Genomic DNA, 26,818 nt, shown 5'->3' with positions numbered 1-26,818 from the left:
CCAGGGCGGCGAGGAATACCTCGACAGCGAGAAATACCAGCTCAAACCCCGCGACTGGGCCCGCGCCGACCGCGAGGGCACCACCATCGCCCCCCTCGTCACCCAGCTCAACACCATCCGGCGCACCCATCCCGCGCTGCACCGGCTGCGGAACCTCCACTTCCACCACACCGACAACGACGCACTCATCGCGTACAGCAAGCGCGAGGGGTCCGATGTCGTGCTGGTGGTCGCCAACCTCGATCCGCATCACACCCAGGAGGCCACGATCTCGCTCGACATGCCGCAGCTCGGCCTGGACCGGCACGCGTCCGTGCCGGTCCACGACGAACTCACGGATCGGACCTACCACTGGGGCCGGACGAACTACGTGCGGCTCGAACCCGGCCGGGCTCCCGCCCACGTCTTCCACGTCCGGCGGCCGTCCGCCGGCGCGCCGCAGAACGGAGGGGCAGGAGCCTCATGACCGTCAACGAGCCCGTGCCGGACACCTTCGAGGACACCCCCGCGGGGGACCGGCACCCGGACTGGTTCAAACGAGCCGTCTTCTACGAGGTCCTCGTCCGCTCCTTCCAGGACAGCAACGGCGACGGCGTCGGCGACCTCAAGGGCCTGACCGCCAAACTGGACTACCTGCAATGGCTGGGCGTGGACTGCCTGTGGCTCCCGCCCTTCTTCAAGTCGCCGCTGCGCGACGGTGGTTACGACGTCTCCGACTACACCGCCGTCCTGCCCGAGTTCGGCGACCTCGCCGACTTCGTCGCCTTCATCGACGCGGCGCACCAGCGCGGCATCCGCGTGATCATCGACTTCGTCATGAACCACACCAGCGACCAGCATCCGTGGTTCCAGGAGTCCCGCAAGAACCCGGACGGCCCCTACGGCGACTACTACGTCTGGGCCGACGACGACACCCGGTACGCCGACGCCCGCATCATCTTCGTCGACACCGAGGCGTCCAACTGGACCTACGACCCGGTCCGCGGCCAGTACTACTGGCACCGGTTCTTCTCCCACCAGCCGGACCTCAACTACGAGAACCCGGCCGTGCAGGAGGAGATGCTGGCCGCCCTGAAGTTCTGGCTGGACCTGGGCGTGGACGGCTACCGTCTCGACGCGGTGCCCTACCTGTACGCCGAGGAGGGCACCAACTGCGAGAACCTGCCCGCCTCGCACGCGTTCCTCAAGCGGGTGCGCCGCGAGATCGACGCGCAGTACCCGGACACCGTGCTGCTGGCCGAGGCCAACCAGTGGCCGGAGGACGTGGTCGACTACTTCGGCGACTACTCCGTCGGCGGCGACGAGTGCCACATGGCCTTCCACTTCCCGGTCATGCCCCGCATCTTCATGGCCGTACGCCGCGAGTCCCGCTACCCGGTCTCGGAAATCCTCGCCAAGACCCCGGCCATCCCGTCCGGCTGCCAGTGGGGCATCTTCCTGCGCAACCACGACGAGCTGACCCTGGAAATGGTCACCGACGAAGAGCGCGACTACATGTACGCGGAGTACGCCAAGGACCCGCGGATGCGCGCCAACATCGGCATCCGCCGCAGGCTCGCCACCCTGCTGGACAACGACCGCGACCAGATCGAGCTGTTCACCGCGCTGCTCCTCGCCCTCCCCGGATCACCGATCCTCTACTACGGCGACGAGATCGGCATGGGCGACAACATCTGGCTCGGCGACCGCGACGCCGTGCGCACCCCCATGCAGTGGACCCCGGACCGCAACGCCGGCTTCTCGACCTGCGACCCGGGGCGCCTCTACCTGCCCACGATCATGGACCCGGTCTACGGCTACCAGGTGACGAACGTCGAGGCGTCCATGGCCTCGCCCTCGTCCCTGCTGCACTGGACCCGCCGCATGATCGAGATCCGCAAGCAGAACCCCGCCTTCGGCCTCGGCACCTACACCGAACTGCCCTCCTCCAACCCCGCCGTCCTGGCCTTCCTGCGGGAGTACGAGGACGACCTGGTCCTGTGCGTGAACAACTTCGCGCGGTTCGCCCAGCCCACCGAGCTCGACCTGCGCGAGTTCGCCGGACGCCATCCGGTCGAGCTGTTCGGCGGGGTCCGCTTCCCCGCCATCGGTGAACTGCCGTACCTGCTGACCCTCGGGGGCCACGGCTTCTACTGGTTCCGGCTCACCCGAGTCGCATCCCGCATCGGCCGCCGCGCTTGAGCGTGGGCCGAGGAAAGGACGCGTCACCATGCCGAAGACCGCACCCCTGCGCCCCAGACGCGGGCAGCTCGCCGAGCCGATGGCGTCGCTCGGCGAGTTGCTGCGCCAGTGGCTGCCGCGCCAGCGCTGGTTCGCCGGCAAGGACCGGCCCGTGGCCGAGCTGGGTCTGCTGTCGATGACCGAGCTGTTCCCCGGCTGTCTGCACCTCCTGGTGCACACCGGGCACGGCTCCGTGCCCTCACCGGGCGGCGCCCCGCCGGCCGGGGACTGCTACCAGCTGCTGCTCGGCGTGCGCGAGCAGCCGTCGCCGCGCCTGGGCCGGGCGATCATCGGGCAGGTGCAGGACGGTCCGCTGGCCGGGCGGACGGTCTACGACGCGCTGCACGACCCGCGCACCGCCCAGCTGCTCCTGGAACGGCTGCGGCATCCCGGCAAGGCGGGACCGCTGCGCTTCGAGGCCGACCCCGCCCGCCCGGTGCCCGGGGGTCTCGCACCTCGGCTGCTGGACGCCGAGCAGTCCAACTCCTCGCTGATCTACGGCGACGAGTTCATCCTGAAGCTCTTCCGGCGCGTCCAGCCCGGGGTCAACCCCGACCTGGAGGTGCCGGACGCGCTGGCCCGGCAGGGCTGCGGGCGGGTCCCCGCACCGGTGGCGTGGATGCGCACGACCCATCCGTACGGGGCGACGCTGGGCGTGCTCCAGCCGTTCCTGCCGGGAGCCTCCGACGGCTGGACCCTCGCCCTGAACGCGCTCGCCGCCGGGGACGAGTTCACCGTGCAGGCGCACGAGCTGGGGCGGGCGATGGGCGACGTGCACCTCGCGCTGGCCTCCGCCTTCCCGGTCGGCGCCCCCGGCGAGAACGGCCGCACCGCGGCGGCGATGACCGAGCGCCTCACCTCGGCCGCGCACTGCGTGCCCGCGCTGCAACCCTTCGTCCCGGGTCTGCGGGCCGCCTTCGCGGCGCTGTCCACCTGCGACTCGGGGCCGCCCGCCCAGCGCATCCACGGCGACCTGCACCTCGGTCAGGTGCTGCGGGCCGGCCGGGACTGGTTCGTCATCGACTTCGAGGGCGAGCCCTCGCGCCCGCTGGCCGAGCGGCGCAGCGCCCACTCCCCCGTCCGCGACATCGCGGGGATGCTGCGCTCCTTCGACTACGCCGCCCGGCAGCGCCGCCCGTGGCGCCCGGAGTGGGCGCGCCGCTGCCGGGAGGCGTTCTGCGCGGGCTATGCCGCCCGCGCCGGGTGGGACCCCCGCAAGAAGCACGGCCTGCTGCGCGCCTACGAGACGGACCGCGCGGTGTACGAGGTGCTGTACGAGGCCCGGCACCGTCCCGACTGGCTTCCCGTACCCATGGCGGCGATCGAACGACTCGCCGTGAGAGGAGACTGAACCGTGGCCCTCCGCGACACCTCGATCCCCGAGCCGTCCGCCCCGGCCCCGCACGCACCCGGTGCGTGCGCGACCGCGCCGCCGCTGGACGACACCGACCGCGGGCGCCTGCTGGCGGGCGCCCACCACGACCCGCACGCCCTGCTCGGCGCCCACCCGGTGCCCGGCGGCGTCGCCTTCCGGGCCCTGCGCCCCTTCGCCCGCGAGGTGGGCGTGGTCGTGGACGGCGAGCGCCACGCCCTCGTGTCGGAGGGGGACGGCCTGTTCTCCGCCGTCCTGCCGCTGGCCCGGGTTCCCGCGTACACCCTGGTGGTGGCGTACGAACAGGGTGAGCCGCAGGAGACGCACGACCCGTACCGCTTCCTGCCCGCTCTCGGCGAGCTGGACCTGCACCTGATCGCCGAGGGGCGGCACGAGCAGCTGTGGCAGGCCCTCGGCGCGGAGCCGATGACCCACGAGGGCGTCACCGGAACCCGGTTCACGGTGTGGGCGCCGAACGCCCAGGGAGTGCGGGTCGCGACCGACTTCACGCACTGGGACGGCACCGCCTTCCCGATGCGTTCGCTGGGTTCGTCCGGGGTGTGGGAGCTGTTCCTGCCGGGCGTCGGCGAGGGCACCCGGTACAAGTTCGAGATCCACTCGCGGTACGGGCAGCGGTTCCTGAAGGCCGACCCGATGGCCCGCGCGGCCGAGGAGCCGCCGAACACCGCGTCCGTGGTGACCGCCTCGCGCTACGAGTGGGGCGACGCCCGGTGGATGCGGACCCGCGCCGACACGCCCGTGCACGAGGCGCCGTTCTCGGTGTACGAGGTGCACCTGCCCTCCTGGCGGCCGGGGCTCACCTACCGCGAGCTGGCCGAGGAACTGCCCGCCTACGTGAAGGACCTCGGCTTCACGCACGTCGAGCTGATGCCGGTCGCCGAGCACCCCTACGGGCCGTCCTGGGGCTACCAGGTCACCGGCTTCTACGCGCCGACCGCACGCCTCGGCTCGCCGGACGACTTCCGCTTCCTGGTCGACGCGCTGCACCGGGCCGGGATCGGCGTGATCATGGACTGGGTGCCGGCGCACTTCCCCAAGGACGACTGGGCGCTGGGCCGCTTCGACGGCGACCCGCTGTACGAGCCCGGGGACGACCGGCGCGCGACCCACCCGGACTGGGGCACGTACACCTTCGACTTCGCACGGACCGAGGTGCGCAACTTCCTCGTGGCGAACGCCGTGTACTGGTGCGAGGAGTTCCACATCGACGGGCTGCGCGTGGACGCCGTCGCCTCGATGCTGTACCTGGACTACTCGCGCGACTCCGGCCAGTGGGAGCCCAACCAGTACGGCGGCCGGGAGGACCTGGCGGCCATGGCCTTCCTCCAGGAGATGAACGCGACCCTCTACCGGCGCTGCCCCGGCGTGGTGACCATCGCCGAGGAGTCGACCGCGTGGGGCGGCGTGACCCGGCCCACCGACACCGGCGGGCTCGGCTTCGGCCTGAAGTGGAACATGGGCTGGATGCACGACTCGCTGGAGTACGCCGCCCACGAGCCGGTGCACCGCAAGTACCACCACCACGAGATGACGTTCTCGATGGTGTACGCGTACAGCGAGAACTACGTGCTGCCGATCTCGCACGACGAGGTGGTGCACGGCAAGCAGGCGCTGGTGTCGAAGATGCCGGGCGACTGGTGGCAGCGGCGCGCGAACGTGCGTGCCTACCTGGGCTTCATGTGGGCCCACCCCGGCAAGCAGCTGCTGTTCATGGGGCAGGAGTTCGCGCAGGGCGCCGAGTGGTCGGAGAAGCAGGGCCCGGAGTGGTGGCTGCTGGACGAGGGGTACCACTCGGCGGGCGACCACCGCGGCGTCCAGGAGCTGGTGCGCGAGCTGAACACCCGCTACGCGCGGACGCCGGCCCTGTGGCAGCGCGACACCGACCCGGCCGGCTTCCGGTGGGTGTCGGTGGACGCGGCCGAGGACAACGTCTTCGCGTTCCTGCGGTACGGCGCGGACGGCACTCCGCTGCTGGCGGTGTCCAACTTCTCCCCGGTCGTCCGGCACGAGTACGGGCTCGCCGTCGGCGACGAGGCCGTCGCCTGGCAGGAGGTGCTCAACACCGACGCCGAGGAGTACGGCGGCAGCGGCGTGGCCAACCCCGACCCGGTCAAGCCGGAGGACGGGAGCATCCGGATCACGCTGCCTCCGCTGGCGACGGTCTGGCTGACGCCGTACGCGCTGTGAGGCGACCAGGTGTCCGACCGGCTGCCCGGGGCAGTCGGTCGGTGGCACCGGCCCACAGAAAGGCGGCATCACGTGCGCACCGTCGGAGTGGAGGAGGAACTCCTCCTGGTCGATCCCGCGACCGGTGAGCCGCGGGCGCTGTCCGCCGCCGTGCTCGCCCGGGTCTCGCTGGACGACGCCGGGCAGGACGTCTTCGAGAAGGAGCTGCACGAGCAGATGCTCGAGTTCGCCACGCATCCGCAGGCGGACATGGCGCGGCTGCACGCGGAGATCGTCCGGTGCCGTGAGGAGGCCGGGCGGCACGCCGGGGGGATCGGCTGCGCCGTCGCCGCGCTCGCCACGTCACCGCTGCCGGTGACGCCCTCCATCGGCGTGAACCGGCGCTACGAGTGGATGGCCGAGCAGTACGGCGTCGTGGTCCACGAGCAGCTGGTCCTGGGCTGCCACGTGCACGTCTCGGTCGAGTCCGACGAGGAGGGCGTCGCGGTGATCGACCGCGTGCGGCCGTGGCTGCCGGTGCTGGCCGCGCTGAGCGCGAACTCGCCGTTCTGGCAGGGCCGCGACTCCTCGTACAGCAGCTATCGCAGCCGGGTCTGGCAGCGCTGGCCGTCGGCCGGTCCCACGGAGCTGTTCGGCTCGGCGGAGCGCTACCACCGCCGGGTCGCGGACATGCTCGCCACCGGGACGATCCTCGACGACGGGATGGTCTACTTCGACATCCGGCTCTCCCAGCGGTACCCGACGGTCGAGTTCCGGGTCGCGGACGTGTGTCTGGACGCCTCGACGGCCGTCGTCGTCGCCGCGCTCGCCCGCGCGCTGGTCGACACCGCGGCCCGGGAGTGGCGCGACGGGGCGGAACCGGCCGGGACCAGCGTGAGCCTGCTCCGGCTCGCGGCCTGGCGGGCCGCCCGGTCCGGCCTGACGAGTGAGCTGCTCCACCCCGCGACCATGCGGCGGATGCCCGCCGGGACGGTCCTGCGGGCACTGCTGGAGCACACCGCGGAGGCCCTCGCGGCCGCGGGCGACCTCGAGCGGGTGCGCGAGGGTGTCGACGAGCTGTTGCGGCACGGCAACGGCGCCCGGGTGCAGCGCGAACTGCTGGACCGCACGGGCAGCCTGCGGGAGGTCGTCGCCGCGTGCGTGCGCCGGACCCAGGCGGTCTGAGACATCACCGGACAGGGGGCCGGTGGGCCGGTCGGGAGGGCGGACCGGTCAGTAGATCAGGACCAGGGCGTAGCCCAGGAGACCCGCCGCGAAGATCAGCACGACCGCGAGGATCAGGGTCATCGGCCCCTTGGCCCAGCCCTTGGCAGGGTTGCTGAGCAGGTCCTGGGGGCCGGCCTCGGGCATGCTGCTCTCCGCCGGCGGGGTCTCCCCCGGCGGCACGCCGCCGCCGGGCTCCAGGCCGGTGCTGAGCCGGGGGTCGGGGTCGGGGTTCACGTAGGTCATGTCTCCCGGGTCCCCCGATCCGGCCGGATCACCGGGTGAGAACACTTCTGCCGTCCCGGCCCCCCGTCGCCCGCGGCTGGGCTAGCCTCCGAGCACCGCCGACCACGGTACCCGTCGGCCACGTCACCGTCCGTACACGTCAGGAGCCGGCGCATGCGCGACCCCGCTCTCGCTCCCCCGGCTGTCCCGCCGCTGACCGGCGGACTCGCCGACAGCCTCTTCGAGACGGCCGCCCGCACGCCGGCCCTGCCGATGCTCGCCCGCCGCCGGGGCCCCGGCTCCGCCCGCTGGGACGAGGTGACGGCCGTGGAGTTCCGCGACCAGGTGGTCGCCGTGGCGAAGGGCCTGATCGCGAGCGGGATCTCGCCGGGCGACCGGGTGGCGATCCTGGCCCGCACCCGGTACGAGTGGACGGTCTTCAGCTACGCCCTGTGGACGGTGGGTGCCGAGGTCGTGCCGGTCTACCCGACCTCGTCGCGCGACCAGGTCGAGTGGATCCTGCGGGACGCGGGCTGCGTCGGCGTCCTGGTCGAGGACGAGCAGAGCGTGATGACGGTCGGCTCGGTGTGCGCGTCGCTGCCGGCCCTGCGCCACGTCTGGCAGCTGGACGCGGGCGCGCTGGACGCGCTGGCGGAGCGCGGTGCGTTCCTTCCGTTCGCCACGGTCGACTCGATGCGCCGCATCGTGCTGCCGGACTCCACCGCGGTGGTCGCCTACACCTCGGGCACCTCCGGCCGCGCCCTGGGCTGTGCGCTGAGCCACCGGGGTCTGGCCGGACCGTGCGACACCCTGCTCGCGGGCTGGGGCCACACGGTGGCGCCGCCGGGAGAGCAGGGCGCGGTCCTCGCCTTCCTCCCCTTCTCGCACGTGTACGGGCTGATGATCCAGAGCCTGTGCGTGCGGGGCGGGCTCCTCATGGCGCACGAGCCGGCGATGACCGGGGAGGCGCTCTCCTCCGCCCTGTGTTCCTTCCGCCCGACGTATCTGTACGCCGTGCCGTCGGTCCTGGAGAAGATCTACAAGAACTTCCTGCGCGCCGCCCAGCAGGCGGGGCGCGGCGCCCTGTTCGAGCGGGCCGCGGGCACGGCTCGGGACTTCGCCGCCGCACTCGAGCGCCGGCGCCTCGGCAGGGGGCCCGGGCCCGGCCTCGACCTGCGGCTCCAGCACGCCCTGTACGAGCGGACGGTCTACCGGCGGCTGCGCGACGCGCTGGGCGGCCGGGTGGGCCGGGCCACGTCCGGCGGTTCGCCGCTCAGCCGCGAGCTCTCCCTCTTCTACGAGGGCATCGGCGTCTACGTCCACGACGGCTACGGCCTGACGGAGACCAGCGGCGGACTGACGATGCAGCCCTGGGGCCGGGAGAAGTCCGGCACCGTGGGGCAGGTGCTGCCCGGCATGGAGATCCGGGTGGCCGACGACGGGGAGATCCTGGTGCGGGGGCCGTCGCTGTTCCAGGGGTACATCGGGGACGAGGCGGCCACCCGCGGGGTGATGCGCGGCGGGTGGCTGGCCACCGGCGACCTCGGGCACCTGGACGACGAGAACTACCTGGCGATCACCGGGCGCAAGAAGGACATCATCATCACCAGCGGCGGCAAGAGCGTGGCCCCGGCCGCCCTGGAGCAGCGCCTGCGGATGCACCCGCTGATCCACCAGGCGGTGGTGGTGGGCGACAACCGGCCCTGCGTCGGTGCGCTGATCACGCTGGACCCGGAGTACCTGGCGCACTGGCGGGCGGCGCTGGCCCTGCCGGGCGACGCCCCGGCCCGGGAGGCGCGCGAGGAGAACGCGCTCGGGGAGGAGATCGCGCGGGCCGTGGCCGCGGCCAACAGCGCGGTGTCGCGTTCGGAGTCCATCAGGGTCTTCCGGGTCCTGCCCGACCCGTTCGACGTGGCGGGCGGACTGCTCACGCCGTCGATGAAGCTGAGGCGGGACGAGATCGTGCGGACCTACTCCCTGGAGATCGACGCGATGTACGAGGCGCGCTCGCACCGCCGGCCGGAGCGGCCTCCGTCCCGGGAACCGGCCGGCTGGGAGGACTCCGACAACGTGTTCCTCCGCTGATCCGGCGTTTGTCCCGCCCGTGGCCGGGTGACACCGAGGCGACTAGGTCCGGCCGGCACGGGAACTTACAACGGAGGGAATGCGAAGCAGAAGGGACGGCGCCCGGCCGGTGCCGGGCCGGGAAGGCGCAATGGCAGCCGAGTCGCGTTGGGACAGGACACTGGCTTCCGAGGAGATCACGAACCGCACCGCCAGCTTCACCGGGGAGCTGCACAACGTGACCGGTGCGCGGCTGGTCGCGGAGGAGTTCCTCTACGATCTCGCCCGGGCGGCGCCGCCCGCGGCGCCCGAGCACTGGGACGACATACTCCTCGTCGTCACGGAGCTGGCGGCGAACGCCGTGCAGTACGCTCCGGGGCCGTTCCAGCTGCGGCTGCGCCGTACCTTCGACGGCGTGCACGTCGTGATGCACGACACCAGTACGACGGAGCCCGCGCCGCGTCCCTTCCGCCCCAGCAAGGGCGGCGGCGGCATCGGCTGGCACCTGATCCACACGCTGTCCGACCAGGTCAGCGTCGTCACCGGGGAACGGGGCAAGGACATCCACGTCTTCCTGCCCTGGTGACCGCTCGGTCACCCGGCGGCCGCGGCGCGCAGGGGTACCAGCGCACTGATCGTCTTGCCGCCCCCCGGACGCAGGTCGACGGCGACGTCCCGGGCGAGGCGGGCGACGAGGGGCCAGCCGTAACCGCCCCCGGGGTGGGGGGTGGGGAACGTGCGGGCGTCCCTGGGCACCACGTCGTTGTTGTCGTGGACGGCGATCCACAGTCCCTCGTCCGTGGGCCGGACCTCGAAGCCGGTCAGTCCGTCGCCGTGCCGGATCGCGTTGGTCACCAGTTCCGAGACCACGAGCAGCAGGTCGACGACGTCCTCCTCGCGCACCTCGCGGCCCTGGCCGCCCCAGCACGTCCGCGCCACCGACTCCGCGTACGCCCGTGCGGCCGCCGCGCCGGCCCCGGTGCCCGGCGCCGGTACGGCGAAGGGCGCGAGGTCGGGTGGTGCGGTGACGGCCGTGCGGGGCGTGGTGGTCCGGTCGGCTGGTCGCATGTCTGTGGTTTCCCCGGTTTCCTCTTGCTGTCGTTCGGTCCGGTCAGGTCGCGGGGCTCTCCCGCGGCGGCAGCCGGTGGTAGTAGTCGCCGACGGACACCAGGTAGTCCCGGTCCATCGTCTCGCTGTCGGTCCGGAACCTGGGCGCGGCCTTGACCTGGGCCCTGGTGCAGTTCAGCGTGACCGTACGGGCCCGGGCGTCGATGCTCCGGACCACGCCGACCGGCACGAGGACGCTGCGGCCGAACACCCAGACCCCGGTGTCGACGACGAGGTGCGGCATGCCGAAGTGCTCGGCCTGCCGGTCCACGTGCCCGACGGTGCCGTCGTCGGCGACGACGGTGAGGCCCGTCAGGTCCGCTCCCGCCTCGTGACCGCTGTCCGCCGCGTACGACCAGATGCTCTCCATCGGCACGCCGTCCTTCCCTCCCGTGTCGGTGACGACCGTGGAGCCGGGCGGGCGCGCTGGGCCGGACCGGCTCCACAGCAGCTGATACCCGGCCCGGGCCGACGCATTCGGGCCCGGCGGCCGCTCGGCGTGACCCGTGCGGGGGTACGCGTTCCGCCGGGTGACACGTGGCTTTGTCCGCACCCGGCACCTGGGTTAGCCTCTGACGTATTTTTCTGCTGGGGGCAATCCGTGGGCCGCGCGGACGTGGGCACGGAAGGGCCGGACCGCGCGAGCGGTCCGGAGGGGGTGGTGAGTCCTCGCCGCGAGGACTCCCGGGGAGCGGAACGAGGGCAGGCATGACCAGCGACAGCACCGGATCCGTCGACGCGGTTCCCGGCGACCAGGAGTTGCGCCGTCTCCTGGCGGGCCTGACGGCCGTGCGGGACGGCGACTTCGGCACCCGTCTGCCGGACGACGCGGACGGCCTGATGGGCGACATCGCCAAGGTCTTCAACGGCATGGTGGACCAGTTGTCCGTGTTCACCTCCGAGGTCACCCGCGTCTCCCGCGAGGTCGGCACCGACGGACGGCTCGGCGGACAGGCGCGGGTGCCGGGGGTCTCCGGCACCTGGGCCGACCTGACGGACTCGGTCAACGCCATGGCGGGCAACCTCACCACCCAGGTCCGTGACATCGCCCAGGTGGCCACCGCGGTCGCCAAGGGCGACCTCTCGCAGAAGATCGACGTGGACGCCCGGGGCGAGATCCTCGAGCTGAAGAACACCATCAACACCATGGTCGACCAGCTCTCCGCCTTCGCCGACGAGGTCACCCGCGTCGCCCGCGAGGTCGGCACCGACGGACGGCTCGGCGGCCAGGCCGACGTCCAGGGCGTGCGGGGCACGTGGCGCGACCTCACCGACTCGGTGAACTTCATGGCGGGCAACCTGACCAACCAGGTCCGCAACGTCGCCCAGGTGGCGACCGCCGTGGCCCAGGGAGACCTCTCCCAGAAGATCACCGTGGACGCCCGCGGTGAGATCCTCGAGCTGAAGAACACCATCAACACCATGGTCGACCAGCTCTCCGCCTTCGCCGACGAGGTCACCCGCGTCGCCCGCGAGGTCGGCACGGCGGGCAACCTGGGCGGGCAGGCCCGGGTGCGCGGGGTGTCGGGCACCTGGAAGGACCTCACCGACAACGTCAACGTGATGGCGTCCAACCTGACCGGCCAGGTCCGCTCCATCGCCCAGGTGGCCACCGCCGTGGCCCGGGGCGACCTGTCGCAGCGGATCACCGTGGACGCCGAGGGCGAGGTCGCGGCGCTGGCCGACGTGATCAACACGATGGTGGACACGCTGTCCGCGTTCGCCGACGAGGTCACCCGCGTCGCCCGCGAGGTCGGCACCGACGGACGCCTGGGCGGCCAGGCGCACGTGCCGAACGTCGCCGGGACCTGGAAGGACCTCACCGACAACGTCAACTCGATGGCCAACAACCTCACCAACCAGGTGCGCAACATCGCCCTGGTGACGACGGCGGTGGCCCGGGGCGACCTGTCGAAGAAGATCGACGTCGACGCGCGCGGCGAGATCCTCGAACTCAAGACGACCATCAACACCATGGTCGACCAGCTCTCCGCCTTCGCCGACGAGGTCACCCGCGTGGCCCGCGAGGTGGGCACCGAGGGCCGGCTCGGCGGCCAGGCCGAGGTGGAGGGCGTCTCCGGCACCTGGAAGCGCCTCACGGAGAACGTCAACGAACTGGCCGGCAACCTGACCCGCCAGGTCCGCGCGATCGCCGAGGTCACCTCCGCCGTCGCCGAGGGCGACCTGACCCGCTCGGTCAACGTGGAGGCCTCCGGCGAGGTCGCCGAGCTCAAGGACAACATCAACGCGATGGTGGAGTCCCTGCGCGAGACCACGCGGGCCAACCAGGAGCAGGACTGGCTCAAGACCAACCTCGCCCGCATCTCCGGCCTCATGCAGGGCCACCGGGACCTGCCCGTCGTCGCCGAGCTGATCATGGACGAGCTGGTGCCGCTGGTGTCGGCCCAGTACGGCGCCTTCTACCTGGCCGAGGACGGCGACGACGGTCCCGAGCTGCGGCTCGTCGGCTCCTACGGCTACCCGGAGGACACGGCCAGACCCACCCGCATCGCCTTCGGCCGCACCCTGGTCGGCCAGGCCGCGCGCAGCCGGCGCACCATCATGGTGAACGAGCTGCCGCCGGGCTACCTGACCATCTCCTCGGGGCTCGGCGAGGTGGTGCCGGCGGCGCTGGTGCTGCTGCCCATCGTCGTCGAGGGACAGGTCCTCGGTGTCATCGAGCTCGCCTCGGTCGTCCCGTTCAGCCAGATCAACCAGGACTTCCTGGAACTGCTGATGGAGACCATCGGCGTGAACGTCAACACGATCGTGGCCAACGCCCGTACCGACGAACTCCTCGCCGAGTCGCAGCGCCTGACCGGCGAGCTCCAGGCCCGTTCCGCGGAGTTGCAGACGCAGCAGGAGGAGTTGCAGCACTCCAACGCCGAGCTGGAGGACAAGGCGTCCCTGCTCGCGGCGCAGAACCGGGACATCGAGGCGAAGAACCTGCAGATCGAGCAGGCCCGGCAGGAGCTGGAGGCACGCGCCCAGCAGCTGTCGCTGGCCTCGAAGTACAAGTCCGAGTTCCTGGCCAACATGAGCCACGAGCTGCGGACCCCGCTCAACAGCCTGCTCATCCTGGCCCAGTTGCTCGCCCAGAACCCCTCGCGCAACCTCACCCCGAAGCAGGTCGAGTACGCGGGCATCATCCACTCGGCGGGCTCCGACCTGCTGCAACTGATCAACGACATCCTGGACCTGTCGAAGGTCGAGGCGGGGAAGATGGACGTCTCCCCCGAGCGCGTGACGCTGGGCCGGCTCATCGAGTACGTCGAGGCCACGTTCCGGCCCATGACGAGCCAGAAGGGCCTGGATTTCACGGTCGCGACGGCCCCCGGGGCACCGGCGGACCTGCTGACCGACGACTCCCGGCTGCGTCAGGTGCTGCGCAACCTGCTGTCCAACGCGGTGAAGTTCACCGAGCGCGGCGGCGTGGAGCTCTCCGTCGAGCCGGCGCCCGACGGCGAGGTGCCCAGGGGCGTCGTCCGGGGCGGGCCCGTGGTGGCCTTCCGGGTGAAGGACACGGGCATCGGCATCCCCGAGCAGAACCTGGAGTCGATCTTCGGCGCGTTCCAGCAGGCGGACGGCACGACGAGCCGCAAGTACGGCGGTACCGGGCTCGGGCTGTCCATCACGCGGGAGATCGCCCAACTGCTGGGCGGCGCCGTGACGGTGGACAGCACGCCCGACCGGGGCAGCACCTTCACGCTGTACCTGCCGGTGGCCCGGCCCGACTTCGAGGACCTGCTGGCCCGCGGCACGGAACGGATCCCGGCCGACGCGTCCGCCGACGTGCTCGACCGTCCGCTGCCGGTGGCCGAGCCGGCCGGCGGCCACCGGCAGCGGCCGCGGCGCCTGCTCGTCGTGGAGGAGCGTCCGCGCGGGCTGCTCACCCTCGTCGCGGAGAGCGTCGTCGCCGATCTGACGCACGGGCGCGACGACGCGGGCGACCGGCCGCCGCTCGACGTCATCACGGCGGTGGGCGCCGAGGAGGCCGCCGGGGCGCTGGCCGCCGAGCCGTGCCACTGCGTCGTCCTGGAGCTGGGCATGCCGGACAGCGAGGCGTCCCGGTTCCTGGACGCCCTGCGGGGCGACTCGGCGCTGGCGAGCGTGCCGGTGCTCGTGCACAGCGGGCACCGCGCGGACGCCGCCCTGGAGGAGGACCTGCGCTCGGGCTCGGCCGGCCGGACCCTGGAGTTCCTGGCCGGCCTCGACGAACTGCGCGAGCGCATCGCCCTGCACCTGGCCGCCGAGGAGCCCGGGGACGTGCTGTCGCTGGTCCGCCCGGACGAGCCGCCGGCCCCGGACCCGCGGGCCGGCCAGGACCCGCCCACCGGGCACACGGTCCTCGTCGTCGACGACGACGCGCGCAACCTCTTCGCGCTCAGCGGGATCCTGGAGCTGCACGGGTTCCGGGTGCTGCACGCGGAGAACGGCCGCCGGGGCATCGAGACGCTCGTGGACCACCCCGACGTGGCGCTGGTCCTGATGGACGTGATGATGCCGGAGATGGACGGCTACACCGCGACGGCCGAGATCCGCCGCATCCCGCGGTACGCCGAGCTGCCGATCATCGCGGTCACGGCGAAGGCGATGCCCGGCGACCGGGAGAAGAGTCTCGCCTCGGGCGCCAGCGACTACGTCACCAAGCCCGTCGACACCCGGGACCTCATCGCCTGCGTCCGACGGTGGCTGCCCGCATGAGCACCCCCGAGCAGCCCGGCGATCCGGCCGGCGCGGTCCGGCGGGACGTGTCCGACCCGGTCGGCATGGCCCCGCTGTCGCCCGTGGGCAGGCTGGCGGCCACGGTCGACCGGCTCAGCCGCGAGGTGCGGGCCGCCCAGGCGGAGGCCGAGGGCCGGGCGCTGATCGAGCTGGCCAAGGGCGTCCTGGTCGCGCGGCTCGGCTGCGGTCCGGCCGAGGCCGCCCGGCAGCTCGCCGAACTGGCCGAACAGTCCCGGGCGACGCCGCTGGAGTTCGCCGTCGACGTCATCAACCAGGCCGCCCGCGACCGCATGTCGGAGGTGACGGAGGCGTTCCTCGCGGCCACCGCCGCCGTGCGGACCACCGTCCCCGAAGACGGTGCGCGCGAGGCGGACGGCCCGCGGCGCGCGGACGGCGCGGCGGGGCCGGAGGGCCCGGAGGCGGTGGCCGAGTCGGCCGCCGTACGTCTGCGGGCCGCCGAGAGCGGCGCGCTGGCCGCGGACGACACCCAGGCCGTCGCCGACGCGCTGCTCGAGCAGGCGCTGCGCCCGCTCGGCGCGGTCGCGGTGGCCATCTGGGCGGCCGGGTACGACGGTGCGCTCACCCTGGCGGGCAGCGCCGGGTTCCCGCCCGCCGAGGCTGCCCGCTGGCGCTACGTGCCGCCGGACGTGGCGACGGTGGCCCGGTGCGGGCTGACCGAGCGGTCGGGGCAGTGGTTCGCGTCGCTCGCCGGGACGGGGCTGCCCAGTGTGGGCCGGCACCAGTACCCGGACGGCGGCAGGGTCGCCGTGCCCGCCGGTACCGGGGGGCGCATCCACGGCGTGCTGGAGATCGCCTGGCCGGCGCCGCTGCCCCCGCAGCCGCCCCAGGTGGTCCGGCAGGTGGAGGCGCTGGCGGAGCTGTGCGCGCACACCCTGGAGTCGTACACGCCGCCGCGCGGCCCCGGGCAGGAGCCGCGGGTCATCCCGGACGCGGTGGAGCTGATGGACCTGGCCGACGGGCTGCACGACCCCGCCCTCGTCCTGGTGCCGCACCTGGACGCGTCCGGCCATCTGGCGGACTTCCGCATCCAGCACGTGAACAAGCGCTTCATGGACCCGGCCGGGCGGCCGCGTGCCGTCGTGGGGGGCGCGCTGCTCCTCGAGGCGTACCCGATGGCCGCCGGGGACAGCGAGCTGTTCCAGAACGTGGAGCGGGTGTACGCCACCGGCGAGCCGTTCCGGGCCCGGCACCTGAACCTGACCGCCCTGGTGGACCAGGTGCCGCTGTCGGCTGTCGCGGACATCAGCGTCAGCCGGCACGGCAACGCCGTCCTGCTCATCTGGCGCATCGAGGACGAGACGGCCCGGCTGGCCAGCCTCCTCCAGCACGCCCAGCGGCTCGGCCGCATCGGCGGCTTCGAGGAGAACCTGCTGACCGGAGAGATCACCTGGAACGGGCAGCTCTTCGACCTGTACGGGCGTCCGCACACGAGCACGCCGGTGCCGCTGGAGGAGCTGGCCGCCCACGCCCACCCGGACGACGCCGTGGCCATCGGGCGGTTTCTGCGCACGCTGCTGCACCACCGGCGGCCGGCGTCGGCGGCGTTCCGGCTGCGGCGGCCCGACGGGGTGACCCGGCACGTGCGCGTAGTGGCCGAGCCGGTCCTGGACACCGACGACCGGCTGCTCCTCGTACGGGGGGCCTGCCAGGACATCTCCGCGCAGCACTGGACGGAGGTGGCGCTCGCCGCGACCCGCGACCAGCTGGCCCACACCGAGCAGCAGGCCGTCGAGCGCGCCCGGCTCACCCTGCAACTGCAGCACGCCATCATGCCGCCCGCCCAGACTCCCCTCCAGGTGCCGGACCTCCAGGTCGCCGTCCGCTACCGGCCCGCGGAGACGGAGCAGCTGGTCGGCGGCGACTGGTACGACGCGGTGATGCTGCCGAGCGGTCTCGTGCTGCTGTGCGTGGGGGACGTCGCGGGGCACGGGATAGAGGCGGCGACCAGCATGGTGGTGCTGCGCAACGCGCTGCGCGGTCTCGCGGTGACCGGGGCGGGGCCGGGGCAGCTGCTGTCCTGGCTCAACATCGTGGCGCACCATCTGACGGGCGGGGTCACCGCCACGGCGGTGTGCGGCCTGTACGACCCGGCCCGGCGCAGCCTGCGCTGGGCGAGGGCGGGCCACCTGCCGCCCGTACTCGTACGGGGCCCGGGGGCGGAGCCGCTGCCGCTGGTCAGGGGCATGCTGCTGGGGGCGGTGGCGGAGGCGGCGTACGAGGAGGCCGAGGCGCAGCTGGCCGCCGGGGACACCCTGCTCATGTACACCGACGGGCTGATCGAGCGCCGCGACCGCCCGGTGGAGGAGGCGCTGGCCCAGCTGCTGAGCACGGTGCGCCCGACGCCGACCACCCTGGACCAGCATCTGGACCGGCTGCTCACCTACAGCAGGTCGGACACGGACGACGACACGTGTCTGGTGGGCATCCGGGTCGGGTGACGCCGCGCGCGGAAACCGGGCCCCGGCCGGCAGGGTGTGGAGTCGGGATTCGGGGGTATCCGCCCGGCGCGGTGGGCCACACGACGGCCCGCCGCGCCGCCGCGTTGTTGGAGGTACACGTGCCCATAGCCCAGAACCCGCTGTCCGTCGAGGTGACGCTGCCGCGGGAGGACGTCGCGCTGCTCAAGGTGGAGGGTTACCTGGACGTCGACACGGCGACCGAGTTCCAGCACCACCTGGCCAACCAACTCCACCACGGCCGCAGGCACTTCCTGCTGGATCTGTCGGAGGTGCCGTTCATGGACTCGTCCGGCATGAACATCATCCTGCGCGTCTACCAGGAGGCCCGCGATCTGCCGGGCAGTGTGCACATCATCTCGCCGGCCCCGGCGGTGCTGCGCGTCCTGGACCTGACGGGGGTGAGCATCACGGTGCCGGTCTCCGGCAGCGTCGACGAGGCGCTGGCCCGCGTCGACGCGCACCCGGAGGGTCCGCGGGTGCCCGACGCCTGAGCCGGCCGCCCCGCGTCTCCTCCGAGCCCGTCGTACGGAAGCAGGTGTCGTGCGAGGTCGGCGGGTGGATACAGTTGTCGCCCGGCAGAGTCACGTCGCCGGCACGCCGCCCCGTGGGGGCGGGTGCGGCGCAACGCGCATGAGGAGTGGGACAGGTGCCGGAACAGGCCGAGGGAACCGCGGGAGCGCCGACGCGCGAGGTCAGGGACTTTCTGCGGCGTCGTGGTGAGCAGATCGCCCAGCGCTGGGCGGACGAGCCCTTGTTCCGGGCGGTGTTCACCGTCTCGCGCGACGAGGCGGTCGAGGCGGGCAAGGCCGTCGTGGACGCACTGGCACAAGTGGCGGACGCGGCGCGGGTGGAGGACCCGGACGCCGCCGGGTTCACGGCGGTGCGCGAGCAGTTGGCGCGGATGGGCGCGGCCCGCTCGCGCGCCGGGCTGAGCACCGCACAGGTGTCGAGCGAGCTGGCCGCGCTGCGTCCGCCCGTCGAGAACCTCCTCGTGGCCGACCTGCCGGAGGATGCCGCGGTCGAGCACGTGCGGTCCTGTGTCACCACGCTGAACGTGCTGATGGGCACCCTGCGGGTCGTGGTCATGCAGACGGCGCTGAGCGAGGGGCAGGCGCTGATCGACCGCCAGCGGCTCCAGCTGCTCGAGGTGGCCACGCCGGTCATCAAGCTGTGGGACGGCATCGTGGCCGTGCCGCTGATCGGCACGCTGGACAGCGCGCGCAGCCAGGTGGTGATGGAGACCCTGCTGGAGTCCATCGTCGAGCAGCAGGCGCGCTACGCGATCCTCGACATCACCGGCGTTCCGACCGTGGACTCGCTGGTGGCGCAGCACCTGATGAAGACGGTCGCGGCGGCCCGGCTGATGGGCGCCGAGTGCATCGTCTCCGGCATCCGGCCCGCGATCGCGCAGACCATGGTCCATCTGGGTCTGGACCTCGGCACGGTGGTCACCCGGGCGAGCCTCGCCGACGCGCTGGGGTACGTGCTGCACCAGCTCGGTGTCGGCATCGTGACGCCCGGCACGAACGGTTCGGTCGCGCGGTGAGCCAGGGGTTTCCCGGGGCCCAGGGGGCTCCGGTGACAGGGCATGTTCCGGTGCTCCGGCTCGGTGAGGTCCTTCTGGTCACGCTTCAGGGCGATCTGCACGACAGCACCGCGCAGCAGCTCCAGGAGGACCTCGCCGAGACGATCGTGCGCAGCGGTGCCACGGGCGTGATCATCGACGTCTCCGGCGTGGAGATCGTCGATTCCTTCCTCGGCCGGATCCTGGCCGAGATCGCCGGGCAGACCGGCCTGCTGGCCGCGCGGACCGTGCTGGTCGGCATGCGTCCGGCGGTCGCCATCACGCTGGTGGAGCTGGGCCTGACGCTGCCGGGCGTGCACACCGCGCTCAGCACCGATGTGGCCATGGAGGTCCTCAGGCAGCAGGCCCCGTCGTCCCGCTTCGGCGGACTCGGCCAGGAGCGTTTGTGATGCACACTGCCGCGGGCTCCCAGGCCCGCCTGCCGATCCGTTCGGACATGGATCTGGTGTGGGTGCGACAGCATGTGCGGCAGGCGGCCGCCCAGCTCGGCTTCGGCCTGGTGGACCAGACCAAGCTGGTCACGGCGGCCAGTGAGCTGGCCCGCAACACGCTCGTGTACGGCGGTGGCGGCACCATGGAGACGGAGCCGCTCGTCGAGGGGACCACGCACGGGCTGCGGCTGACCTTCAGCGACGAGGGGCCCGGCATCCCGGACCTGGAGCAGGCGCTCAGCGACGGCTTCACCTCCGGCGGCGGTCTGGGCATGGGGCTGGGCGGTGCCCGGCGTCTGGTGCACGAGTTCGGGATCGAGAGCACGCCGGGCGCCGGGACGACGGTGCGGGTGACGTCCTGGGTGGGCCGGCCGCCCCGCCCGCGTGAGGAGTCCTGATGCCCCGCGTGTGGGACGTACCGGTGCACGACTCGACCCGGGTGCGCGACGCCCGGGTGGCCGCGGAGCACGCGGCGGCCCTGGCCGGTCTCGACGAGCAGCGGACCTCGACGGCGGCGCTGGTGGCGACCGAGCTGGCCACCAACCTGCTCAAGCACGCCGGGGGCGGCCGGGTGGTCGTCGACGTGGTCGCCCCGCCCGTCCTCGCGGCCGGCCGGGACACGGCGCCGCGGGTGCAGATCGCCACGGTCGACCACGGCCCCGGGATCGCCGACGTGTCCGCCGCGCTGCGTGACGGCTTCACCACCACGGGCTCCCTCGGTGCGGGGCTCGGCACCTGTGCGCGCCTCGCCGACGACTTCGACCTGCACAGCGTCCCCGGCCGGGGCACGGTCGTCGTCGCCCGGGTGGGCCCGGTGCCCGAGATCCGCGCCTTCGATCCCGGACCGGCGGGCCGGCTGCGGGCCGGCGCGGTGAACGTCCCGTTCGGCGGCGCCGAGTACTCGGGCGACGCCTGGGCCTGGGTCCGGGACGGGGACCTCGTCACGCTGATGCTGGCCGACGGTCTCGGTCACGGCCCGGAGGCGGCCCATGCCTCGACCGCCGCCGTGGAGGCGCTGCGGGGCTCGGCCCACCTGCCGCCGGCCGAGGTGGTGCGGCGGCTCGACCGGGCGCTGTCCGGCACCCGCGGCGCGGCCGTCGCGGTGGCCCAGGTCGACGCACGGGCGTCGGTGCTCAGGTTCACCGGTGTGGGCAACATCGGGGCGCGGCTGTGCGAGGGCGGCACCTGGCGGCATCTGGTGTCGCGCCCCGGCATCGTCGGCACCCACCGGCCCACCACGCTGCGCGAGGAGGAGTCGGCCTGGGCGGACGACCGGGTGCTGGTCCTGCACAGCGACGGTCTGCCGAGCCGGTGGTCGCCGACGTCCGACACGTGCCGCACCTCGGCCGACCCGGCGGTGACCGCCGCCGTGACGATCCGTGACGCCAGCAGCCCGGCCCGGCCCGTGCGGGACGACACCGCCGTCGCCGTGCTGGCCCCGACCCCGCCGGATGGCCCATGACCCGAACCTGGCAGATCAGCGACGTCACCGACGCGGCCCTGGCGCGCATCGCCACCGCACGGCTGGCGACGGCCTGCGGCGTGCCGCCCGTGGAGCGGACGCGGCTGACGGCCTCGCTCGGCGCACAGCTGCGGCTGTGCCTGACCAAGGGCGGCACCTGGCGGCTCACCCTGGAGACGGGCACCGACTCCCGCCCGGCCGCGGGAGCCGGGGAGCACGTGCTGCACGCCGTGGTGACGCCGTCGCCGGAGGCGGCCGCCGCCGGGCAGCCGCCGTGGCGGGTCACGGTGCCGTGCCCGGAAGCGGCGCCGGACGTCCGCACCGACGGTGCGGTGGACGACCCGGCGGAGCTGGCTCAGGCCCTGCTGGGGGCCGACGAGGACACGGCGCTGGTCCTGGAGCGGCTCACCGAGCAGGAGGACCTGGTCGACTTCCACCGGGAGGAGTTGCAGCAGACGAACCAGGGCGTGGTGGCGCTGCACGCCGAACTGGACGCCGCCGGACGGGCCCAGCGCGAGGCGTTCGCCGCCGAGCGCAAGGCGCGCACCGAGGCGGAGAACGCCCGGCGCAGGCTGACCTTCCTGGCCGACGCGAGCGCGGTGCTGACGGCGTCGCTGGACCATCACGAGATCGTGCGCCGGCTGCCGGAGCTGCTGGTGCCGGAGTACGCGGCGAGCGTGGACATCTGGCTGTTCGACCAGGACGGCAACCGGCCGGGCCCCGCCCACGCGGCCGCCGCGGTGGTCGCCGCCCGCACCGGACGGCCGCAGTACGCCGCGGCGCACCCCGGCGGGCTGCCCGGCGTCGACGACCAGCCGCCCTCGGCGCTGGCCCCGGAGCGGCCCCTGCTGTGCATCCCGCTGCCGACGCGGCAGGCACCGCTGGGTGTGGTGACCCTGTCGCCGCCCGGGGAGCGCTGGGACCCGGACGACGCCGTCATGCTGGTCGAGCTGACCCGGCGGGCCAGCATCGCGATCGACCACGCCCAGCGCTACCAGCACAACCGCGACATCGCCGAGACGCTGCAGCGGGCCCTGCTGACCGAGTTGCCGGCCCCGCCCGGACTCACGCTGGCCGCGCGCTATCTGCCGGCCACCCACGGGCTGAACATCGGCGGCGACTGGTACGACGCGTTCCGCCAGCCGGACGGCGGTGTCATCGCCGTGGTCGGGGACGTGACCGGGCACGGGCTGCGCGCGGCCGTGATGATGAGTCAGCTGCGCACCGCCCTGCGCGCCTACGCGGTGGACGGCGGCAGCCCCGGGCAGTTGCTGACCCGTCTGCACACCTTCCTGCACCACCTCCAGCCCGACCTGTTCGCCACCGCCGTCATCGCGCGCTTCCACCCCGACGACCCGAGCGTGACCTGGGCGGCGGCCGGTCATCCGCCGCCGGTGCTGCGCACCCCGGACGGACGGGTCCGGACGCTGGACGCGAAGCCCGGTGCGATGCTCGGCATCCCGCTGCGGCAGGAGATCGCGGACCACACGGTCCCCATGGCGCCCGGTTCGACGCTCGCGCTGTACACGGACGGGCTGGTGGAGCGCCGCGCCCGCGGCATAGACCCGGGCATCGCGCGGCTGACGCAGGCGCTCGGGTCGTTCGGACCGGCCGAGCTGGACGCCGATCTGGAGGGTTCGGCGGAGGGGATCCTGCGTCCGATGCTCAGCGACTCCGAACGCGACGACGACGTGTGTCTCCTGCTGTGTCACCTGCGCGGTCGCGGCTGACCCCGCACCGTTTTCACGCGGTTCGCTCCCGCCCGGTGCGTTCCCGGGCGGGGCGGGGCATGGTGGTGACCGGGCCTGTCCCCTGCCCGCACCGGGCCGTGTCGCCTGCCTGCCGCACCCGGCTGGCCGAAGCGGTCCGGGCACGGTGACATGGGGCGAGGTGACATCGGCGAGGTGCGAAGAGGCGATCCTCGGGCAGGCGAATGGCGTTCGCGGCGGACCGCCCCGGAGCCGCAGGAAGGGATGAACACCGTGACACGACCCAGGATCCTGGTGGTCGGCGCAGGTTTCGCCGGCGTGGAGTGCGTCCGTCGTCTGGAACGCAGGCTCTCGCCGAGCGAGGCCGAGATCACTCTGGTGACCCCGTTCTCCTACCAGCTCTATCTGCCGTTGCTGCCGCACGTCGCCGCCGGGGTGCTCACCCCCCAGTCGATCGCGCTCTCGCTGCGCCGCAGCAGCAGGTACCGGACCCGGATCATCCCGGGCGGCGCCATCGGCGTGGACCTGAAGGCGAAGGTCTGCGTGGTGCGCACCATCACCGACCGGATCGTCAACGAGCCCTACGACTACATCGTGCTGGCGCCCGGCAGCATCACCCGCACCTTCGACATCCCCGGACTGACCGACCACGCGTTCGGCATGAAGACGCTCGCGGAGGCCGCCTACGTCCGCGATCACGTCATCTCCCAGCTGGACCTCGCCGACGCCAGCGAGGACCCCGTGGAGCGCGCGTCCCGGCTGCAGTTCGTGGTGGTGGGCGGCGGCTACGCGGGCACCGAGACCGCGGCGTGCCTGCAACGGCTGACGCACGCGGCCGTCAAGCGCTACACGCGGCTGGACCCGGCGCTGATCAAGTGGCATCTGATCGACATCGCGCCGAAGCTGATGCCGGAGCTGGGCGAGCAGCTCGGGCGGGACGCGCAGCGGATCCTCACGCGGCGCGGCATCGAGATCTCCCTGGGCGTGTCCATCGCCAAGGCCGGGGAGGAGGAGGTCACCTTCACGGACGGCCGGGTGGTGCCCACCCGCACGCTGATCTGGACGGCGGGCGTGGTCGCGAGCCCGCTGATCGCCACGCTCGGCGCGGAGACGGTCAAGGGACGGCTCGCGGTCACCGCGGAGATGTGCCTGCCGGACCACGACGGGGTGTTCGCGCTCGGCGACTCCGCGGCCGTGCCCGACCTCGCCAAGGGACAGGAGGGTGCCGTCTGCCCGCCCACCGCGCAGCACGCCATGCGGCAGGGCCGGCACGTCGCCGAGAACCTCATCGCCACTCTGCGCAACCAGCCGATGCGGCCGTACGTGCACAAGGACCTCGGTCTCGTCGTCGACCTCGGCGGCGCCGACGCGGTCTCCAAGCCGCTCGGCGTCGAGCTGAAGGGCCTGCCCGCGCAGGCGGTGGCCCGCGGGTACCACTGGTCGGCGCTGCGCACGGGGGTGGCCAAGGCGCGGGTGGCGGCCGACTGGGCGCTGAACGCGATCGCGGGGGACGATTTCGTACGCACCGGTTTCCAGGCCCGCAAGCCGGCCAAGCTCAAGGACTTCGAGTACACCGACGCCTATCTGACGCCGGAACAGGTGCGGGAGCGGGTCGAGGGGGCGGACCGGGCGGAGTTGTGACCGCGGTCGCCCCCGCGGCCCGTGCCGGACCGGGGCATGACATGCTGAGAAGTGGATCTCGGCGTGAACCGGCCGGGACATGGCTGGAACCGGCTGTGAGGGCCGGCTGAATCGGGAGAGTGTTCGGCGGCGTGAAGGCAGCGGGACGCCCGGCGCGGACACGGCTGCGCGACCGCGTCGCCGCGTCCGACCCCGGGCTGTTGCGGCTGACGGCGGGCTTGCGGACGGTCGGCGCCATCGCGCTGACGCTGGGTGTGCTCGCCCTGTCCGGCGTGGACGTCAAGCATCTGGTGGCGGGCGCCATGACGGCGATGGTCGCGACCTTCGCCATCCGGGAGAAGGAACCGGGTCCGCAGGCCGTCACGCTGGCGCTCGGCCTGCCCGTCGCCCTGGCCTCGGTCTCGCTGAGCACCCTGCTCGCCTCACGGGTCGTCATCGGGGACGCCTTCTTCGTCGTCCTCATCTTCTGCGCGGTCTTCGTCCGCCGGTTCGGCGACCGGGGCACGGCCCTCGGGCTGATCGGCTTCCAGGTCTACTTCGTGTCGCTGTTCGTCGGCGGGAAGGTGTCCGGGCTGCCGGGGCTGTGGGCCGCCGTCGCGGTGGCGTTCGCGTCCAGCGCGGTGGTGCGTTTCGGGGTGGTCCCGGCGACGCCGGCGCGCATCCTGGGCCTGCTGCGGCAGGCGTTCCGGGCCCGGCTGGCCCAGCTGATCGCCACGCAGATCGAGTTGCTGGACGCCGGTCCCGACGCCATCGACAAGACGCTGGAGCGGCTGCGCGAGGGCACCGCGCGCCTGCACGAGACGGCCCTTCTGATCCAGTCGCGGCTGGAGGAGGGCACGCCCGACGCGTCCACGGCACGCCTGGTGCAGCGGCGCATCGCGGACGCCGAGATCGCCGCCGAGCGACTCGGTCTGCTGCTGCTGACCGCGCGCAGCGCCGAGCGGGCGGACACCCTGACCCTGCACCTGCCGGGCGCGCCCGCCCCCAGCGTGGGCAGTTCGCCGGCGCCCGGCGAGGCCACGGAGACGCTGCGCCGCGATCTGACGGCGCTGCGCGCCCTGGTGCTGCGCCCGCCCGCCGAGGCACGCGGCACCGCGCTGTCCCATCTGCGCAACCGGCTGCTCGGCTACCGGGACGAGGAGAACCTGCCCGAGGCGACCGCCGCCGTCCAGGACGTGTTCCGGGGCATCGGCGAGACGGCGCGCGCCGTCATGGGCCTCAGGATCGCGCTGGACGGGCCGCAGGACGAGTCCGACGACTCACCGGCCACCGCCAGGTCCCGCGAGGAACTGGACGCCGAGGACGCGGCCATCGACGCCGGCGAGGAGGCGGCGCCGGAGGAGGAGCAGACCGGGCTGCGGCGGCCCACCACGCGCGCCGCGGTGCAGGTGGCCGTGGGGTCGTCGCTGGCCATCGCCGGCGGGGAGCTGCTGTCCACGCAGCGCTGGTACTGGGCGGTGCTCACCTGCTGGATCGTCTTCATCAACACCGCTTCCACCGGTGAGATCCTCGTCAAGGGCTACCGCCGGCTGCTGGGCACCGTGCTGGGCGTGGTGGCGGGCATCGTGCTGGCCGGTCTGGTCGGCAACCACACCTGGACGGCGTTCGGCCTGGTGCTGGTGCTGATCTTCGCGATGTTCTACACGGCGCCGCTGTCCTACACGCTGATGTCGTTCTTCGTCACCGCGATGCTCGGGCTGCTGTACACGCTGCTGCACACCTACAGCATGTCGGTGCTGCTGCTGCGGGTGGAGGAGACGGCGCTCGGCGCGGCCTGCGGGATCGTGGCGGCGGCGCTGGTGCTGCCGATCCGCACCGACCGGCGTACGAACGAACTGCTCGGCACGGTCCTGGAGCGGCTCACCGACGTGACGGAGGGTGCCGTCGACCAGCTCAGCGGCGGCCCGGAGGCCGATCTGCTGGACACGGCGCGCGACCTGGACCAGGCGCTCGGCGATCTGCGCGCCGCCACCCAGCCGCTGACCCACCCGATCACGCCGCTGCGGGCCAGGCGCGACACGGCCCAGTACGTGGTGGCGCTGCTGGAGACCTGTGCCTATCACGCGCGGTCGCTGGCGGCGACCGCCGAACTGCTGCCCACCCATCCGTCGATCGCGGCCGACCCGCGGCTGCGCGGCGCGGTGCGGCGCACGGTGCGCAACATCGAGGCGATCGCCGCCCATGTCGCCGACGACGACGCGGGGACGGAGGTGGAGACCGGGCCGAGCATCGCCTCGCTGCTGGAGCCGGACGCCGCCGGGGTGGCGCGCTACGGCCGCATCACGGGCCGGGTGCTGCGGCACCTGGAGCGGCTGGACGAGGCGGTGGTCGGCCTCGCCCGGCCGCTGGGTGTGCCCGTCAGGGCGCCGCAGCGGTGACGGTCCCA

19 protein-coding genes and 1 pseudogene are annotated in these 26,818 nt (G+C 73.1%); 17 read left to right on the top strand and 3 right to left on the bottom strand.

Going from position 1 to position 26,818, the window contains the following annotated elements; translation table 11 throughout:
• From Sco07f_RS14730 to Sco07f_RS14710, 5 genes and pseudogenes are all read left to right on the top strand, one after another.
• Positions 1 to 466: pseudogene (locus Sco07f_RS14730) on the top strand (DUF3459 domain-containing protein); the annotation flags it as partial.
• Positions 463 to 2,181, top strand: a complete 1,719-nt coding sequence (treS, locus tag Sco07f_RS14725) for a maltose alpha-D-glucosyltransferase (RefSeq protein ID WP_087792383.1) — start codon at positions 463 to 465, stop codon at positions 2,179 to 2,181. The pseudogene Sco07f_RS14730 and the gene treS, both read left to right, overlap by 4 nt.
• A 28-nt stretch (positions 2,182 to 2,209) precedes the next feature.
• A complete protein-coding gene (locus Sco07f_RS14720; protein WP_087792382.1) occupies positions 2,210 to 3,571 on the top strand; it encodes a maltokinase N-terminal cap-like domain-containing protein in 1,362 nt (453 codons plus the stop codon).
• Between the two features lie 3 nt (positions 3,572 to 3,574).
• A complete protein-coding gene (glgB, locus tag Sco07f_RS14715) occupies positions 3,575 to 5,800 on the top strand; it encodes a 1,4-alpha-glucan branching enzyme (RefSeq protein ID WP_108988088.1) in 2,226 nt (741 codons plus the stop codon).
• Between the two features lie 72 nt (positions 5,801 to 5,872).
• A complete protein-coding gene (locus Sco07f_RS14710) occupies positions 5,873 to 6,964 on the top strand; it encodes a glutamate--cysteine ligase (protein WP_108988087.1) in 1,092 nt (363 codons plus the stop codon).
• A 48-nt stretch (positions 6,965 to 7,012) separates the two neighbouring features.
• Here the strand turns inward: Sco07f_RS14710 and Sco07f_RS14705 are convergent, their stop codons facing one another.
• Entirely contained in the window at positions 7,013 to 7,249 is a 237-nt protein-coding gene (locus Sco07f_RS14705) for a DUF6480 family protein (RefSeq protein WP_007446583.1), read from the bottom strand.
• Between the two features lie 153 nt (positions 7,250 to 7,402).
• On the opposite strand from Sco07f_RS14705, the gene Sco07f_RS14700 reads away from it, so the two are divergent.
• On the top strand, positions 7,403 to 9,313 hold the full coding sequence (locus Sco07f_RS14700) for an AMP-dependent synthetase/ligase (RefSeq protein WP_108988086.1): 1,911 nt from the start codon (positions 7,403 to 7,405) through the stop codon (positions 9,311 to 9,313).
• Between the two features lie 130 nt (positions 9,314 to 9,443).
• Positions 9,444 to 9,878, top strand: coding sequence for an ATP-binding protein (locus Sco07f_RS14695; RefSeq protein WP_007446592.1), 435 nt, complete (start codon positions 9,444 to 9,446; stop codon positions 9,876 to 9,878).
• Between the two features lie 8 nt (positions 9,879 to 9,886).
• On the opposite strand, the gene Sco07f_RS14690 is transcribed toward Sco07f_RS14695, so the two are convergent.
• Both Sco07f_RS14690 and Sco07f_RS14685 read right to left on the bottom strand, forming a co-directional pair.
• Positions 9,887 to 10,360 carry an ATP-binding protein gene (locus Sco07f_RS14690; RefSeq protein WP_007446585.1) on the bottom strand — a complete coding sequence of 158 codons (474 nt, stop codon included), beginning with the start codon at positions 10,358 to 10,360 and terminating at the stop codon, positions 9,887 to 9,889.
• 43 nt (positions 10,361 to 10,403) lie between these two features.
• On the bottom strand, positions 10,404 to 10,775 hold the full coding sequence (locus Sco07f_RS14685) for a hypothetical protein (protein ID WP_042825637.1): 372 nt from the start codon (positions 10,773 to 10,775) through the stop codon (positions 10,404 to 10,406).
• Positions 10,776 to 11,107: 332 nt separating this feature from the next.
• Here Sco07f_RS14685 and Sco07f_RS14680 point away from each other — a divergent pair, with 332 nt between their 5' ends.
• The 10 genes from Sco07f_RS14680 to Sco07f_RS14635 all read left to right on the top strand — a co-directional run bounded on the left by Sco07f_RS14680 (position 11,108) and on the right by Sco07f_RS14635 (position 26,810).
• Complete coding sequence (locus tag Sco07f_RS14680) at positions 11,108 to 15,103, top strand: HAMP domain-containing protein (RefSeq protein ID WP_108988085.1); 3,996 nt, start codon at positions 11,108 to 11,110, stop codon at positions 15,101 to 15,103.
• The gene (locus Sco07f_RS14675; protein ID WP_108988084.1) at positions 15,100 to 17,583 is read left to right on the top strand and encodes a SpoIIE family protein phosphatase; all 2,484 of its coding nucleotides are present in this window, start codon (positions 15,100 to 15,102) and stop codon (positions 17,581 to 17,583) included. The genes Sco07f_RS14680 and Sco07f_RS14675 overlap by 4 nt, the downstream gene beginning before the upstream one ends.
• A 119-nt stretch (positions 17,584 to 17,702) precedes the next feature.
• A complete protein-coding gene (locus tag Sco07f_RS14670; protein WP_007446567.1) occupies positions 17,703 to 18,095 on the top strand; it encodes an STAS domain-containing protein in 393 nt (130 codons plus the stop codon).
• Positions 18,096 to 18,250: 155 nt separating this feature from the next.
• A complete protein-coding gene (locus tag Sco07f_RS14665) occupies positions 18,251 to 19,150 on the top strand; it encodes an STAS domain-containing protein (RefSeq protein WP_108988083.1) in 900 nt (299 codons plus the stop codon).
• A complete protein-coding gene (locus Sco07f_RS14660; protein ID WP_108988082.1) occupies positions 19,147 to 19,578 on the top strand; it encodes an STAS domain-containing protein in 432 nt (143 codons plus the stop codon). Before Sco07f_RS14665 ends, Sco07f_RS14660 begins: the two co-directional genes overlap by 4 nt.
• Positions 19,578 to 20,018, top strand: a complete 441-nt coding sequence (locus Sco07f_RS14655) for an anti-sigma regulatory factor (RefSeq protein ID WP_007446573.1) — start codon at positions 19,578 to 19,580, stop codon at positions 20,016 to 20,018. The genes Sco07f_RS14660 and Sco07f_RS14655 overlap by 1 nt, the downstream gene beginning before the upstream one ends.
• Positions 20,018 to 21,082 (top strand): ATP-binding SpoIIE family protein phosphatase, encoded by a 1,065-nt coding sequence (locus Sco07f_RS14650; protein ID WP_108988081.1) that lies wholly within the window; start codon positions 20,018 to 20,020, stop codon positions 21,080 to 21,082. Before Sco07f_RS14655 ends, Sco07f_RS14650 begins: the two co-directional genes overlap by 1 nt.
• Positions 21,079 to 22,812, top strand: a complete 1,734-nt coding sequence (locus Sco07f_RS14645; protein ID WP_108988080.1) for a PP2C family protein-serine/threonine phosphatase — start codon at positions 21,079 to 21,081, stop codon at positions 22,810 to 22,812. The genes Sco07f_RS14650 and Sco07f_RS14645 overlap by 4 nt, the downstream gene beginning before the upstream one ends.
• A gap of 243 nt (positions 22,813 to 23,055) precedes the next feature.
• On the top strand, positions 23,056 to 24,432 hold the full coding sequence (locus Sco07f_RS14640; protein ID WP_164143660.1) for an NAD(P)/FAD-dependent oxidoreductase: 1,377 nt from the start codon (positions 23,056 to 23,058) through the stop codon (positions 24,430 to 24,432).
• Positions 24,433 to 24,563: 131 nt separating this feature from the next.
• The gene (locus tag Sco07f_RS14635) at positions 24,564 to 26,810 is read left to right on the top strand and encodes an FUSC family protein (RefSeq protein ID WP_167468094.1); all 2,247 of its coding nucleotides are present in this window, start codon (positions 24,564 to 24,566) and stop codon (positions 26,808 to 26,810) included.
• Positions 26,811 to 26,818 lie beyond the last annotated feature (8 nt).

It is taken from the genome of Streptomyces coelicoflavus (genome assembly GCF_003112555.1).
Lineage (GTDB): Bacteria > Actinomycetota > Actinomycetes > Streptomycetales > Streptomycetaceae > Streptomyces > Streptomyces coelicoflavus.
The sequence above is the reverse complement of the archived record's forward strand: the minus strand, read 5'-3'. Positions and strand labels throughout refer to the sequence as shown.